This is a genomic window from Spirillospora sp. NPDC048819 (genome assembly GCF_040650055.1).
GTDB lineage: Bacteria > Actinomycetota > Actinomycetes > Streptosporangiales > Streptosporangiaceae > Spirillospora.
Genome location: NZ_JBEZGN010000026.1, coordinates 1 through 15,076 on the forward strand (window position 1 = coordinate 1; position 15,076 = coordinate 15,076).

General features: G+C 71.5%; 13 protein-coding genes and 1 rRNA gene. 2 read left to right on the top strand and 12 right to left on the bottom strand.

All coding sequences use genetic code 11. The features are described 5' to 3' along the window. The 12 genes from AB0C35_RS29220 to AB0C35_RS29275 form a co-directional block, all read right to left on the bottom strand. Window positions 1-83: ribosomal RNA gene (locus AB0C35_RS29220) — 16S ribosomal RNA — on the bottom strand; the annotation flags it as partial. Window positions 84-694: 611 nt separating this feature from the next. After that, on the bottom strand, window positions 695-1,972 hold the full coding sequence (tyrS, locus tag AB0C35_RS29225) for a tyrosine--tRNA ligase (protein WP_358462518.1): 1,278 nt from the start codon (window positions 1,970-1,972) through the stop codon (window positions 695-697). 180 nt (window positions 1,973-2,152) lie between these two features. Then, window positions 2,153-2,788, bottom strand: a complete 636-nt coding sequence (locus AB0C35_RS29230) for a DNA-3-methyladenine glycosylase (protein ID WP_358462521.1) — start codon at window positions 2,786-2,788, stop codon at window positions 2,153-2,155. 72 nt (window positions 2,789-2,860) lie between these two features. Next, window positions 2,861-4,279, bottom strand: a complete 1,419-nt coding sequence (gene argH, locus AB0C35_RS29235) for an argininosuccinate lyase (RefSeq protein WP_358462524.1) — start codon at window positions 4,277-4,279, stop codon at window positions 2,861-2,863. A 271-nt stretch (window positions 4,280-4,550) separates the two neighbouring features. After that, on the bottom strand, window positions 4,551-5,747 hold the full coding sequence (locus AB0C35_RS29240) for an argininosuccinate synthase (protein ID WP_358462527.1): 1,197 nt from the start codon (window positions 5,745-5,747) through the stop codon (window positions 4,551-4,553). A gap of 86 nt (window positions 5,748-5,833) precedes the next feature. Continuing rightward, window positions 5,834-6,337 carry an arginine repressor gene (locus AB0C35_RS29245; protein WP_358462883.1) on the bottom strand — a complete coding sequence of 168 codons (504 nt, stop codon included), beginning with the start codon at window positions 6,335-6,337 and terminating at the stop codon, window positions 5,834-5,836. Window positions 6,338-6,345: 8 nt separating this feature from the next. Further along, window positions 6,346-7,263: an ornithine carbamoyltransferase gene (argF, locus tag AB0C35_RS29250; RefSeq protein WP_358462530.1), complete on the bottom strand. Its 918-nt coding sequence runs from the start codon at window positions 7,261-7,263 to the stop codon at window positions 6,346-6,348. 2 nt (window positions 7,264-7,265) lie between these two features. Further along, window positions 7,266-8,465 (bottom strand): acetylornithine transaminase, encoded by a 1,200-nt coding sequence (locus tag AB0C35_RS29255; RefSeq protein WP_358462533.1) that lies wholly within the window; start codon window positions 8,463-8,465, stop codon window positions 7,266-7,268. Further along, on the bottom strand, window positions 8,462-9,373 hold the full coding sequence (argB, locus tag AB0C35_RS29260; RefSeq protein ID WP_358462885.1) for an acetylglutamate kinase: 912 nt from the start codon (window positions 9,371-9,373) through the stop codon (window positions 8,462-8,464). The genes AB0C35_RS29255 and argB overlap by 4 nt, the downstream gene beginning before the upstream one ends. Window positions 9,374-9,396: 23 nt before the next feature. After that, window positions 9,397-10,554, bottom strand: a complete 1,158-nt coding sequence (gene argJ / locus AB0C35_RS29265; protein ID WP_358462536.1) for a bifunctional glutamate N-acetyltransferase/amino-acid acetyltransferase ArgJ — start codon at window positions 10,552-10,554, stop codon at window positions 9,397-9,399. Next, complete coding sequence (gene argC, locus AB0C35_RS29270) at window positions 10,551-11,579, bottom strand: N-acetyl-gamma-glutamyl-phosphate reductase (protein WP_358462888.1); 1,029 nt, start codon at window positions 11,577-11,579, stop codon at window positions 10,551-10,553. The genes argJ and argC overlap by 4 nt, the downstream gene beginning before the upstream one ends. Window positions 11,580-11,767: 188 nt before the next feature. Further along, the gene (locus AB0C35_RS29275) at window positions 11,768-12,691 is read right to left on the bottom strand and encodes a lytic murein transglycosylase (RefSeq protein ID WP_358462539.1); all 924 of its coding nucleotides are present in this window, start codon (window positions 12,689-12,691) and stop codon (window positions 11,768-11,770) included. A gap of 170 nt (window positions 12,692-12,861) precedes the next feature. Here AB0C35_RS29275 and AB0C35_RS29280 point away from each other — a divergent pair, with 170 nt between their 5' ends. Next, a complete protein-coding gene (locus AB0C35_RS29280; RefSeq protein WP_358462542.1) occupies window positions 12,862-13,359 on the top strand; it encodes a MarR family transcriptional regulator in 498 nt (165 codons plus the stop codon). A 253-nt stretch (window positions 13,360-13,612) separates the two neighbouring features. Next, window positions 13,613-15,004, top strand: coding sequence for an RNA-guided endonuclease IscB (gene iscB / locus AB0C35_RS29285; RefSeq protein ID WP_358462545.1), 1,392 nt, complete (start codon window positions 13,613-13,615; stop codon window positions 15,002-15,004). The last annotated feature ends 72 nt before the right edge of the window (window positions 15,005-15,076 follow it).

Below are 15,076 nucleotides of genomic sequence, written 5' to 3' on the forward strand. Positions count from 1 at the left end.
CCGAAGGGGCCTTTCCGCTCGACTTGCATGTGTTAAGCACGCCGCCAGCGTTCGTCCTGAGCCAGGATCAAACTCTCCATTAAGGCCAAACGACCGACCAAGGGGCGAACCCCGACCGGCCAAACCTCGGAAAACAATCCCAGCAATGAAACCCCAAACGGGGCCTCTTGCCTCAAAGAAATCCCCACCACCCCCAACAGGAGGCGGCACGGGGCGGCCCGGCCAAACAACAACCGGACCGATAAAGGCACTGGCTTTTAACACGCTGTTGAGTTCTCAAGAAACGGACACCCACCGCGCCAGACCCGCTTCCGCAGGACCCGGCTCCGGGGCAACCTCACCAGTCTATCCGATCCGTCCCGTTTATCCAACTCTGGGCCGGTTCGTTCCTATACATCCCTTTTCGGGCGAGACGGATCTCCACCCGATGGGTTCGTAGAGGGTTCCCCTTGGGGCCGGCCGCCTTTCGGCGTCCCGCTCCCCTGTGGGGCGTGTAGAACATTAGATCCGGCCGCCTAGGGCGTCAAATCAGTCCCGCTGGACTCGAAACCCCAGCTCAGCCGTGGTTTTCAAGGCTCTACTCATGCCCGCGGACCCGACCTCGTAACCGCACTGTGACGTGTATTTGCCGAAGTTTGCCCTCGCCATGGTGACCGTCCACCCGTTCGGCCCGGGTGGACGGTCACCAGACGGTTCAGGACGCGGTCACCTCGACGCCGCCCACGTTGCGCTTGCCGCGTCGCAGGACGAGGAAGCGGCCGTGGAGGAGGTCGGTGGCCGCCGGTGCGGCGTCCTCCGACTCGACCTTGGCGTTGTTGAGGTAGGCGCCGCCCTGGACGATCGCGCGGCGTGCCTCGGACTTGCTCTTGCACAGGCCCGATGCGGCCAGGAGGTCCACCACGGTCGGCAGATCCCCCGGGGGGATCTCCGTGCGGGGCACCTCTGCGAGCGCGGCCTGCAACGTCCGTTCGTCCAGTTCCTCAAGGGCGCCCTGACCGAACAGGGCGCGTGAGGCGGCCACGACCTTGGCGGTCTCGTCCGCGCCGTGGAGGAGCGTGGTCATCTCCTCGGCGAGCGCCCGCTGCGGCGCGCGGGCGGCGGGACGATCGGCGCCCTGCTTGATCAGATCCTCGATCTCCTCGCGGGGGCGGAAGCTGAAGACCTTGAGGTAGTTCTCCACGTCCCGGTCGTCCGCGTTGACCCAGAACTGGTAGAACGCGTACGGCGAGGTCAGCTCGGGGTCGAGCCAGTAGGTCTCGCCGCCCGCGGTCTTGCCGAACTTGGAGCCGTCCGCCTTGGTGAGCAGCGGCGTGGTCAGCGCGTGCGCGCTGCCGCCCTCGACGCGGCGGATCAGGTCGGCGCCAGCGGTGAGGTTGCCCCACTGGTCACTGCCGCCCGTCTGCAGCCGGCACCCGTACCGCCGGTACAGCTCCAGGAAGTCCATCGACTGGAGCAGGACGTAGCTGAACTCGGTGTAGCTCATGCCGGTGCTGTCCAGCCGGGCCTTGACCGTCTCGCGGGCGAGCATCCGGTTGACGGGGAAGTGCTTGCCGATGTCGCGCAGGAACTCGATGGCCGTCATGGGGCCCGTCCAGTCCAGGTTGCTGACCATCGTCGCGCCCGTCGGGCCCTCATCGAAGTCGAGGAACTTCGACACCTGTCCGCGGATCCGCTCGACCCAGCCGGCGACGGTCTCCTCGGAGTTCAGGACGCGTTCGGCGCTCTTGCCGCTCGGGTCGCCGATCAGGCCGGTGGCGCCGCCGACGAGGCCGAGGGGCCGGTGCCCCGCCTGCTGGAAGCGCCGCAGCACGAGGATCTGGATCAGGTTGCCGAGGTGCAGCGAGGGTGCCGTCGGGTCGAACCCGCAATAGAGCGTGACCGGTCCCGCGGCGAGCAGCGCCCGCAGTTCGTCCAGGTCGGTGGACTGCGCGATCAGGCCGCGCCACGCGAGATCGTCCAGGATGTCGGTCACGGTCTCCCTCGTCTCCGGCTTGCTTTTCGTTCGCCCACCAGACTGCCCGGCGGGCCCATGTCACGCCAACGATATTCAAAGGCCGCCCGGGTGGTGGCGAGCGGCAATGAAGGCCATCCGGTTCCGCGCCGTGTGCGGTTCGTCTTCGGCGCGGGTGGGAGACCAGGGGGCGATGCCGGCTCAGTCGTCCGCGGGGATCTTCTTCCGCTGCCGCGGGACGTGGGCCCGGTAGGGGGAGACGGTGGGGTCGCCGTCGATCCAGAAGCGCCACGGAATCTCCTTGGCGCCGTTCACCCCGGTGCGCGGACCCGTCCTGATGAGGCCGGGGTCGGCGGGTTCACCCGGGTGGACGGTCAGCGGTCCGCCGGGCGTGCAGACGTCCAGGCCGTTCTGCTCGCGGGCGATGCCGAGCGCCTGGCAGAGCCGGGCGGGTCCCCGGGCCAGGTCGCGGACGGTGGAGCGCGGGCGGCGGGCCCGGGCGGTCTCCTCCCCCGCGATGATCTCGCCCGCGCGGAGCAGCACCGCCATGGACGTCCCGTCCGGCCCGCACACGAGGTTCATGCAGAAATGCATGCCGTAGGTGAAGTAGACGTAGACGTGACCGGGCGGCCCGAACATCACGGCGTTGCGCGCCGTCCGCCCCCGGAAGGCGTGGGAGGCGGGGTCCAAGGGCCCCGCGTACGCCTCGACCTCGGTGAGCCTGACCGCGACCTCGCCCTCGGGCGTGCGGTGCCTGAGCACCTGCCCGAGCAGCGCGGGCGCCACCTCGTCGACCGGGCGGTCGAAGAAGTCCCGTGGCAGCAGCGCTCCGCTCATCGCCTCACCTTATGGCCGCCCCGCGGCCGCCTCTGACCGGACTCGTGGATCACTTCGCTCGCGGGCAACGGGTCAGGAGTCGGAGCCGCTGGCCCACGCGGCGTGCTCGTTGACCAGGGTCCGCAGGTCGCCCATCTGCTCGCGGACGCGGTCGGGGGCGGTGCCTCCGTACGCCTTCCGCGACGCCAGGGCGCCCTGGACGTTGAGGACCTCGCGGACGTCCGGGGTCAGGTGCGGGGACACCTTGCCGAGCTCCTCGTCGGTCAGGTCGCCGAAGTCCTTGTCGTTGACCTGGCACCAGACGACGAGGTGCCCGACGACCTCGTGCGCGTCGCGGAACGCGACGCCGCGGCGGACGAGCAGCTCGGCGAGGTCGGTGGCGAGGGCGAAGCCGTCCGGGGCGAGGGCCTCCAGACGCTCGGTGTTGACCCGCATGGTCGCGATCAGCCCGGACATGGCGGGCAGGACGAGCAGCAGCGTCTCGACGGCGTCGAACGCGCCCTCCTTGTCCTCCTGCAGGTCGCGGTTGTAGGTGAGCGGCAGGCCCTTGAGGGTGGTGAGCAGGCCGACGAGGTGGCCGATGAGGCGGCCGGCCTTGCCGCGCGCCAGCTCGGCGACGTCGGGGTTCTTCTTCTGCGGCATGATCGACGACCCGGTCGCGTAGGTGTCGTCCATCTCGATCCAGCGGAACTCCTGCGACGCCCAGAGGCAGATCTCCTCGCCGAGGCGCGACAGGTGGACGCCGATCAGCGCGGCGGCGAAGAGGAACTCGGCGACGAAGTCGCGGTCGGCGACGGCGTCCATGGAGTTGGGCGCGGCGGCGTCGAAGCCGAGTTCGGCGGCGGTGGCCTGCGGGTCCAGCGGCAGGGACGAGCCCGCGAGGGCACCGGAGCCGAGCGGGGATATCGCGGCGCGCTTGTCCCAGTCGCGGAGGCGCTCGACGTCGCGGGTGAGCGGCTGGACGTGCGCGAGGAGCTGGTGGGAGAACAGGACCGGCTGGGCGTGCTGGAGGTGGGTCATGCCGGGCGCGGCGACACCGAGGTTGTGCTCGGCCTGCGCGATCAGCGCGGTCTCCAGCTCGACCAGCCGGGACACGATCTGGCGTGCGTGGTCGCGCAGGTAGAGGCGCAGGTCGGTGGCGACCTGGTCGTTGCGGCTGCGGCCGGCGCGCAGCTTGCCGCCGAGGGCGCCGAGCCGCTCCAGCAGGCCGCGTTCGAGGGCGGTGTGGACGTCCTCGTCGGCGACGGCGGGCCGGAACGCCCCGGTCCGGCATGCCTCCTCTAGGTCGTCCAGGGCACCGAGCATGCGGGTCAGCTCGTCGTCGGTGAGCAGCCCCGCCCGGTTGAGGACGCGGGCGTGCGCGCGCGAGCCCATCAGGTCGTAGGGGGCGAGCCGCCAGTCGAACTGGACGCTCACCGAGAGCCGAGCGAGCGCGTCCGACGGGCCGCCCTCGAACCGGCCGCCCCACAGCCGCGTCGGTGCCTTGGTCACGGAGATTCCTCTTCTTCCCACCGCTGAATGTCGTCTTCCATCTCACCATGCCGCAGCGCGGACGCACGGCGTGGGACGCCGCGTGCACGGCGTCCCACACGGTGACGCGGCGTCCGCCACAGGGTACGGCGAAACCGTCCTCCAGCCCCCACCCGCCACCAATCAAACGACGAGCTCCGCTCGACGACCGTCCTCCAGCCCCCACCCGCCGCCAATCAAACGACGAGCTCCGGTCCGGCGAGCGTCGCGCGCGGTGGCGGGGCCGCCCGGGTCAGATTTCCCGGTCCCGCTTTGCGGCGATCTTGCTGGGGAGGCTCCACAGCTCGACGAAGCCCTTGGCGAGGCTCTGGTCGAAGGCGTCGCCGGTGTCGTAGGTGGCGAGGTCGTAGTCGTAGAGGGACGCGTCGCTGCGCCGGCCGGTGACGACGGCGCGGCCGCCGTGCAGGGTCAGCCGGACGTCACCGGACACCTGCTTCTGCGCGTCGGCGATGAACGCGTCCAGGGAGTCCTTCAGCGGCGAGAACCACAGGCCGTCGTAGACGAGCTCGCCCCACCGCTGGTCGACGGACCGCTTGAAGCGGGCGAGGTCGCGTTCGACGGTGACGTTCTCCAGCTCCATGTGCGCGGCGATGAGCGCGATCGCGGCGGGAGCCTCGTAGACCTCGCGGCTCTTGATGCCGACGAGCCGGTCCTCGACCATGTCGATGCGCCCGACGCCCTGGGCGCCGGCGCGCCGGTTCAGCTCGGCGACGACCTGGTACGGGGTGAGCGGGCGGCCGTCGAGCGCGACGGGCACGCCGGCGGCGAAGGTGATGACGACCTCGTCGGCCTCGCGCGGCTCGGCGGGGTCGGCGGTGTAGTCATAGACGTCCTCGATGGGGCCGTTCCAGATGTCCTCCAGGAACCCCGTCTCGACGGCGCGGCCCCACAGGTTCTGGTCGATGGAGTACGGGGACTTGGCAGACACGTCGATCGGGAGGCCCTTGTCCTCGGCGAACGCGATCGCCTTGTCCCGCGTCCAGGCGAAGTCGCGGGCGGGCGCGATGACCTTCAGGTCGGGGTTGAGGGCGGACAGCCCGGCCTCGAAGCGGACCTGGTCGTTGCCCTTGCCGGTGCAGCCGTGCGAGACGGTGGTGCCGCCGAACTCGCGGGCGGCCGACACCAGGTGCTTGACGATCAGCGGCCGCGACAGCGCGGACACCAGCGGGTAGCGGTCCATGTAGAGGGCGTTGGCCTGCATGGCGGGGACGCAGAAGTCCGCGGCGAACTCCTCCTTGGCGTCCACGACGACGGACTCGGCCGCGCCGCAGGCGAGTGCCCGCTTGCGGATGGTGTCGAGGTCCTCGCCGCCCTGGCCGACGTCGATGGCCACCGCGATGACCTCCCCGCCAGTCTGCTCGGCGAGGAACGGGATGGCGACGGAGGTGTCCAGGCCTCCGGAGTACGCGAGTACGACGCGCTCGCTCATGGTCATGTCTCCTGTGAGAAGTGTGCGTGTATGAAGTGTGCGTGCATGAGGTTTCGGTGTTCTGGCTGGGACCGGGCCGGGCGGCCCTAGCTTCGTCGCTCGCGTCCGTTGGTCAGCCGCAGGAGCGCCTGCGCGACGTCGTCCCCGCCGTGCGGGTCGCGGGCGATGACGAGGATGGAGTCGTCGCCCGCGACGGTGCCGAGGATCGTCGGCCATTCGGCGTGGTCGATCGCCGAGGCCAGGTACTGCGCGGCCCCCGGCGGGGTCCGCACCATGACCAGGTTGGCCGACGCCTCGGCCGAGACGAGCAGCTCCGCGGCGAGCCGGGAGAGCCGTCCGGTGAAGGTCTCGGCGGTGCCCGTGCGGGCCCGCCGGATCCGCTCGCCGCCCTCTCCGGGGACGGCGTAGATCAGGCTGCCGTCGTCGGCGCGCAGCTTCACCGCGCCGATCTCGACCAGGTCGCGCGACAGCGTGGCCTGGGTGACGTCGACGCCCTCGTCCGCGAGGAGGCCGGCGAGCTCGCCCTGCGAGTGGACGGGGTGCCGGGTCAGCAGATCGATCACCCGGGCGTGCCGGGCGGCCTTGGTCATGGGAGTCGTCACCGGGACCGCTCCAGAAGCCAGATGAGCAGCGCCTTCTGGGCGTGCAGCCGGTTCTCCGCCTCGTCCCACACGCGGCTGCGCGGGCCGTCGAGGACGGACGCGGCGATCTCCTTGCCGCGGTAGGCGGGCAGGCAGTGCAGGACGATCGCGTCGGCGGCGGCGAGGGCGAGCAGGTCCTCGGTCACGGCGTACGGCTCGTACAGCGAGGTGTCCTTGCCGTCCTGGCCCATCGACACCCACGTGTCGGTGGCGAGGACGTCGGCTCCGGCGGCGGCCTTCCGGGCGTCGTCGGTGACGGTCACGGACCCGCCGGTCGCGGCGGCGATCTCGGCGGCGCGGGTGACGACGGCGGGATCGGGCGGCAGGGACGCGGGGGCGCCGATCCGGACGTGCATCCCGGCGGTGGCGCCGCCGAGGAGGTAGGAGTGGGCCATGTTGTTGGCGCCGTCGCCGAAGTAGGCGAGGACGGTGCCGGCGAGGTCGCCCCTGGCCTCCCGGACGGTCTGCAGGTCGGCGAGGACCTGGCAGGGGTGGAACTCGTCGGTGAGGGCGTTGACGACGGGGACGGCGGTGCCGTCCGCCATCTCGTCGATGCGCTGCTGCCCGGCCGTCCGCCACACGATGGCGCCGACCTGGCGTTCCAGGACGCGGGCGGTGTCGGCGATGGCCTCGCCTCGGCCGAGCTGGCTGGTTCCCGCGTCCATGACGAGGGGGTTGCCGCCGAGTTCGGCGATGCCGACGGTGAACGAGATCCGGGTCCGGGTGGACGGCTTGTCGAACAGGACCGCGACGGACTGCGGGCCTTCGAGGGGCCGGAACCCGAACCGGTCGTTCTTCACCCGCGCGGCCAGGTCGAGGACCTCGGCCTGCTCGGCGGGGGTGAGGTCGTCGTCGCGGAGGAAGTGCCTGGTCATGATCAGCCCTCCTGCCCGGGCGAGGCGGCGTCGAGGATCGAGGGGAAGGCGGCGGTGAACGACCGCGCCTCCCCGGCGGTGAGGATGAGGGGCGGGGCGATCCGCAGCGCGTCCGGCTGGAGCGCGTTGATGAGGAAGCCGGCGTCGCGGGCGGCGGCCTCGACGGCGGGTGCGTGCGGCCCGGTGAGGACGGCGGCGCGCCAGAGACCGCGGCCCCGCACCCCGGCGAGCAGCGGATGGCCGATGGCTTCGAGCCCGGCGGCCAGGGCCTCCCCCACCGCGGCGGCGTTGGCGAGCAGGCCGTCCTTCTCGATCGTGGTGAGGACGGCGAGTGCGGCGGCGGCGCCGACCGGGTTCCCGCCGAACGTGCTGCCGTGGTCGCCCTTCGCGAACAGGGCGCCGTGCGGGCCGAACGCGACGCACGCCCCGATCGGCAGGCCCCCGCCGAGGCCCTTGGCGAGCGTGATCACGTCCGGCCTGGCGTTCTCGTGCTCGAACGCGAACCAGGTGCCGGTCCGGCCGATCGCGGACTGGATCTCGTCGGCGACGAACAGCGCGCCCGTCGCGTCGCAGATCTCGCGGACGGCGGCGAAGTACCCGTCCGGCGGCGGGACGACCCCGGCCTCGCCTTGGGTGGGCTCCAGGAAGACGGCGGCGCAGTCCTCGTCCACCGCGTCCTTCAAAGCGGCCGCGTCACCGTAGGGGACGAACCGGACGTCGATCCCGAACGGGCCGAACGGCTCCCGGATCGACGCCTTGCCCGTCAGGGACAGCGCCCCCATGCTCCGGCCGTGGAAACCGTTCTCCGCGGCGACGTAGTACGACCGGCCGTTCGCCTTGCCGTACTTGATGGCGAGCTTCAGCGCGCACTCGTTGGCCTCGGTGCCGCTGTTGGCGAGGAACACCTTCCCGTCGCCGCCCAGCAGCTCCAGCAGCCGCTCGGCGAGCAGCACCTCCGGTTCGTGCAGGAACAGGTTGGACGAATGCGCCAGCGTCGCGACCTGCGACGACACCGCCTCGACCAGCGCGGGGTGGCCGTGCCCGAGCGAGCTGACCGCGATCCCGGCGATCAGGTCGAGGTACTCGCGGCCGCCGGCGTCCCACACCCGGCAGCCCTCGCCGCGCGCCAGCGCGACCGGCGGGACGCCGTAGTTCGGCATGAACGCGGCCTCGAACCGCTCCCCGAGGTCCGCGCCGCTCACGACGCCTCCCCCGCGGGGACGCCCGGGAGGCTCGGCAGCACCATCGTTCCGATCCCTTCGTCGGTGAAGATCTCCAGCAGCAGGCTGTGCAGGACGCGCCCGTCCAGTACGTGGGCCTGCGGGACGCCGCCGCGCACGGCCGTCAGGCACGCCTCCATCTTCGGCACCATCCCCGCCGACAGGCCCGGCAAAAGTACGGCCAGCTCGTCGGTGGTGAGGCTGTCGATCACGTCCTCGCTGCCGGGCCAGTCCGCGTACAGGCCCTCGACGTCGGTCAGCACGACCAGCTTCGCCGCGTCCAGCGCGACGGCGAGCGCGGCGGCGGCCGTGTCGGCGTTGACGTTGTAGACCTCGCCGTCGTCGCCGCGCGCGATGCTGGAGATCACCGGGACCCGGCCGTCGTCCAGCAGCGCCCGGACGGCCCCGACCTGCACTTCGACGATCTCGCCGACCTGGCCGATGTCGACGGGAGCGCCGTCCACCACCGCGTGCTTGCGCTCGGCGGTGAACAGGTTCGCGTCCTCGCCGGACATGCCGACCGCGAACGGCCCGTGCCGGTTGATCAGCCCGACGACGTCCCGCTGCACCTGGCCGGTCAGCACCATCCGGACGACCTCCATGGCCTCCGGCGTGGTCACCCGCAGCCCGGCGGTGAACGTCGAGTCGATGCCGTTGCGGGCCAGCGCCGCGTTGATCTGCGGGCCGCCGCCGTGCACGACCACCGGCTTCAGCCCGGCGTAGCGCAGGAACACGATGTCCTCGGCGAAGGAGTGCCGCAGCTCCTCGTCGGTCATCGCGTGCCCGCCGTACTTGATCACGACGGTCTTCCCGTGGAACCGCTCCAGCCACGGCAGCGCCTTGATCAGCGTCTCGGCCTTGGACAGGACGCCGGCCCGGTTCTGGTGCATCTCCGCACCCGAGGTGATCGCGCTCATGTCGAGTACGCCGAGTTCTCGTGGACGTAGTCGGCCGTGAGGTCGGTCGTCCAGACGGTCGCGCTGTGCGGGCCCGCGGCGAGGTCGACGGTGATCGTCACGTCGCGCGGACGCAGGTCGACCTTGTCGCGGTCGTCGCCGGGCGCGCCGTTCCGGCACACCCACACGCCGTTGATCGCGACGTTGAGGTGGTCCGGCTCGAACACCGCGTCGGTGGTGCCGACCGCCGACAGCACCCGGCCCCAGTTCGGGTCCTCGCCGTGGATGGCGCACTTGAGCAGGTTGTTGCGGGCGATGGAGCGCCCGACGGTGACCGCGTCGCCGTCGCTCGCGGCGCCGACGACCTCGATCGCGATGGCCTTGGACGCGCCCTCGGCGTCCACGAGGAGCTGCCGGGTGAGGTCGCCGCAGACGTCGGTGAGCAGCGCCGTGAACTCCTCCTCGTCCGGGGTCGTCCCGGCGGCGCCGGACGCCAGCAGCAGCACGGTGTCGTTGGTGGACATGCAGCCGTCGGAGTCGAGCCGGTCGAGGGTGACGGCGGTCGCCGAGCGCAGCGCCCGGTCCAGGGCCTCGGCGGGCAGGTCGGCGTCGGTGGTGATGACGCACAGCATGGTGGCCAGGGACGGGGCGAGCATGCCGGCGCCCTTCGCCATCGCGCCGATCATGTAGCCGCCGGCGCCCTGCCGGAAGGAGATCTTCGCGACGGTGTCGGTGGTGCGGATCGCGTCGGCGGCGGCAAGGCCGCCGTCCCCGCGCGACAGTTCGGCGGCGGCCTTGTCGACGCCGGGCAGCAGCAGGTCCATCGGGAGCCGCTCGCCGATGAGGCCGGTGGAGCAGACCGCGATCTCGCCGGCCGAGTCGTCCAGCAGCCCGGCGACCTTCTCGGCGGTGGCGTGGGTGTCCTGGAACCCGGGGCTCCCGGTGCAGGCGTTGGCGCCGCCGGCGTTCAGCACGACGGCGTGGACGCGGCCGCCTTTGAGCACCTGCTCCGACCACAGGACGGGCGCGGCCTTCACGCGGTTGCGGGTGAAGACCCCGGCCGCGGCGCGGGACGGCCCGTCGTTGACGACGAGGGCCAGGTCGCGGTTCCCGCTGTCCTTGAGCCCGGCGACGACGCCGGCGGCGCGGAAGCCCCGGGGGGCGGTGACGCTCAAGGGGACACTCCGATCGTGGTGAGCCCGAGTTCTTCCGGGAGGCCGAGGGCGATGTTGGCGCTCTGCACCGCGCCGCCCGCGGTGCCCTTGGCGAGGTTGTCGACGGCGGCGACCACGACGACGCGCCCGGCGTCCTCGTCGAGGACGGCCTGGACGAGCACGGTGTTCGCGCCGAGGGTCATGGACGTGGCGGGCCACCGCCCCTCGGGCAGCAGCCCGAGGAACGGCTCGCCCGCGTACGCCTCGTCATAGGCGGCGCGCACCGCCGCGGCGGTCACGCCGGGGCGCGCCTTGGCCGTGCAGGTGGCGAGGATGCCGCGGCTCATCGGCGCGAGCGTCGGGGTGAAGGACACCGTGACCGGCTCCCCCGCGACCGCGCTCAGGTTCTGGATCATCTCGGGTGTATGCCTATGCGCTCCGCCGGCGGCGTACGCGGAGACCGAGCCCATGACCTCGCTGCCCAGCAGGTGCGGTTTGAGGGCCCGTCCGGCGCCCGAGGTCCCGGACGCGGCGACCACGACGACGTCGGGTTCGGCGAGCCCGGCGGCGAATGCCGGGAACAGCGCGAGGGTGACCGCCGTCGGGTAGCAGCCGGGGACCGCGACGCGCCTGGCGGAGCGCAGGGCGTCGCGCCGCCCGGGCATTTCGGGGAGCCCGTAGGGCCAGGTGCCCGCGTGGGGCGTCCCGTAGAACTTCTCCCAGTGGGCCGGGTCGGTGAGCCGGTGGTCGGCGCCGCAGTCGATGACCAGGACGTCCTCGCCCAGCTGCGCGGCGATCTCCGCCGACCGGCCGTGCGGCAGCGCCAGGAACACGACGTCGTGGCCGGCGAGCGTTTCCGGGGTGGTCTCGGCCAGGACGCGCCCGGCCAGGGATCGCAGGTGGGGCTGGTGCGCGCCCAGTTCGGAGCCCGCGTTGGAGCCCGCCGTCAGCGCGCCGATCTCGAACTCTGGATGTCCCGCGAGGATGCGCAGCAGCTCGCCGCCCGCGTAACCGCTGGCGCCGGCGACCGCCGTCCGGATTCCCATGTCCACTCTGCCCTTCGGAAGCAACAAGCAAGAGTATGCATGAGGCCGGATTTCTATTCAACACGGGCACCCCCTTTTCCCACCTGCTGAGACGAGGGCCACATTCGCCGCCGGTGTCGGGGCATGCGCCAAGGACCCCGCGACGACCCCGGTGTCGCCCGCGCAGCGGGAGCGCGCCGTGACCGGGTTCAGCGGCGGGCGCCGGGGCCGGTGATGCGGACGTCGCCGCGGGTGGTCACCACGAAGACCTGCCAGTTGTAGTAGGCGTAGTAGGCGCGCGGGTCCTTTCTCATCCGGCGCGCGTGCCGTTGCACCGACTCGACGTAGAGCGGGGTCGGGTTGTAGGCGTGGAGCGCCCGCCGGTAGTCGCCCGGCGCTCCGGAGGACTTCAGGTAGTTGGCGGCGCCCATCACCGCGTCGCGCGGGTCGCGGATGTCGCCGCCCATCCCGTACTGCCGCCAGGTGGCGGGCATGAACTGCATGGGCCCCTGCGCCCCCGCCCAGCTCGGCGACTTCACCCGCCCGTACTTCGTCTCCACCAGCATGATCGCGGCGAGCACCTGCCAGTCGACGCCGAACCGCTTCCCGGCGTCCTTGAAGTGCTTCAGCAGCACCCCGGCGGGCGGGGGCTCCTGCGTGCGGAACTTGCCGAGGTCGTCCGCCGGCTTCGCCAGCTCCAGCAGCTTGCGGACGGCCGTCACGTTGTCGCGCGCCGGGCCGGCGACCGCCTCCGGCAGCCGCGCCAGCGTGCGCCGTTCGAGGCCGCGGTCCTTGGCCAGCACCCGGTAGAGCCGCTGCTGCCGCAGAGCCAGGTGGACGACCGCGGCGGGCGGCCCGGTCCGGCGCGGGTCGCCGCGCACCCACTCGTCCACCGCGGGGCCGATGGCCCGGTGCGTCCGGTTCAGGTCCTCGGCCAGGCCCCGCGGGGCCTTCGCGAGCGTGCCGTTGGGCTCCGGGAGAGGCGACGCCGACGGGGACGCCGGCGGGGACGCGCCTCGCGGCGCAGGCGTCTGCTCGCGCTCGCCGCCGCCTCCTCCGCCGCCGCATCCGGCGACGGCCAGTACCGCGGCGGCGGCCAGGGCGCCTGATCGCCGTTTCGACATCCAGATCATTCAGGCGACGATGCCCATCCCGGGGACGGCGGTCAACACCTGGTACGGGAAGGTTTTGTCAACCAATGTTGACATCACCTCCTTGTCAACTTACATTGACACTGTGAACGACAAATACTTAGTCATCTAAAGATTTGCCCTCTAACCATCAGCCGACTAACATCTTCGCCATGGAGAACCTCGGCTTCCATGACCTGAAGACGTTCCCGTCCATGGAGGAGTGGCCGATCGGCCGGCTGTTCGGCCTGGCCTCACGGCTGTCCGGGCCCGTCGTGTGGCGGATCATCGAGAGGCACGGCATCAGCCCGACCGGTTTCTTCCTGCTGCGGCTGCTCATCGTCGAAGACGGGCTGCGTCCGGGCGAGGTCGCCAAGCGGCTCCTCGTCACCCCGGCGACCGTCACCTCGGTGGTCGACACCCTGGAGCGCAACGGGCATGTGCGGCGCGAGCGCTCCTACCGGGACCGGCGCGGCGTGATGCTGCGCATCACCGACTCCGGCCGGCGGCTGCTCGCTGAGAAGTCCCAGCCCATCGGCCAGGACCTGGCCCGGCTCTACGACGTCGTGGACGAGGGCGACGAGGCGGCCGTCCGCCGGTTCCTGCTCAACCTGATCAAGCAGTTCGAGACCCAACCCCACGAAGAGGAAGCGGAGGGAGACGGCGCGTAACGGGATCCCCCTCCTGAAGCGAAGGAGGGGGCTTTCAGCCGCACTGGCTGAGGGCCGCCGTTACCAGCACCAGCCAACAGCACATTGGAGGTGAACGACGTTGGCTACGTATCGCGTAGGACCGAAGACCGACCAGGCTGTGCTTCCTCAGCAGCCCGCTCTCGAATTCGAGTCAGCAGACAACCCCCGGATCGGGGACGAAACGGGACTTGAACGCCGTCAGGCACCCGGCGCGGTACATGTGCGAGGGGAGATGCTCGGCGCCTCACCTGGCGCCGGGCGCGTCACCCCCGGCCCTGCGGTCGGGGAGAAGGCCCGTGAGGGCCACCCCGCCGTGTTCGTCCTGGACAAGCACGGCGCACCGTTGCAGCCGACCACGCCCGCCAGGGCGCGCAGGCTGCTCAAGTCCGGGCGGGCGGTGGTCGCCCGCCACACCCCGTTCGTCATCCGGGTCAAGGACCGCACCATCGCCCAGTCGCAGGTGGACGGTGTCGAGGTCGGAATAGACCCCGGCTCCAAGCACACCGGCATCGCCGTGTTCACCGACAAAGAAGGGAACCGCCGGGGCCTGTACGGCATCGATCTCGCCCACCGGGGCGGCAGCATCCGGGACAGGCTGTCGCGGCGCGCCGCCTACCGCCGGGGCCGCAGATCGCGGAACCTGCGCCACCGCGCACCTCGCTTTTCCAACCGCACCAAACCGCAGGGGTGGCTGGCGCCGTCACTGCGGCACCGGGTCGAGACCACCATGGCCTGGACCGCGCGCCTGGCCCGGTGGGCACCCGTCCGCGCGGTGCACCTGGAACGGGTCGCGTTCGACACCCACGCCATCTCCGCCGGCCGCCCCCTGGAAGGAGCCGAATACCAGCAAGGCACGCTGCACGGCACCGAAGTGCGCGAATACCTGCTGGCCAAGTGGGGACGCGCCTGCGCCTACTGCGACGCCACCGCGGTGCCGCTCAACATCGACCACATCCACCCCCGATCCAAGGGCGGCTCCGACCGGATCGGCAACCTGTGCACCGCCTGCATCCCCTGCAACCAGGCCAAGAACAACCGGCCGGTGCAAAACTTCCTCGACACGTCCCCCGAGCGGCTCGCCCGCATCCTCGCTCACGCCAAAGCCCCGCTCAGCGATGCAGCAGCCGTCAACGCCACCCGGTGGGCACTATGGCGGGCCTTGCATGCCGCCTTCCCCGCCGTGCGGACCGCGTCCGGCGGGCGCACCAAGTGGAACCGCACCCGCACCGGCCTGCCCAAGACACACACCCTGGACGCCCTGTGCGTCGGCCACTTGGACACCATCGACCACACCCCGCACACCGTGCTGGCCGTCGCGGCCACCGGACGCGGCACCTACGCCCGCACCCGCACAGACCGGCACGGGTTCCCCCGGCTACGACTGCCCCGCACCAAGCGGTTCTTCGGGTTCGCCACCGGCGACCTGGCCCGCGCCACGGTCCCGGCGGGCCGGTGGGCCGGAACCCGCACCGGACGCGTCGCGGTCCGCTCCAGCGGCAGCCACACCGTCACCACTCCCGCAGGGGCCGTCAAGACGTCGCACAAGAACCTGGCCCTCCTTCAGCGAGGTGACGGCTACGGCTACACCACAAAACCCGAGGGCGTGATCAGCGATGCGACCTGACAGGACAGAGCACCGCCCGGGCCCTGGCGGCCCTCCCGCGCTTCCGTTTCCCCCCAGCTAAAGCACGGGGGT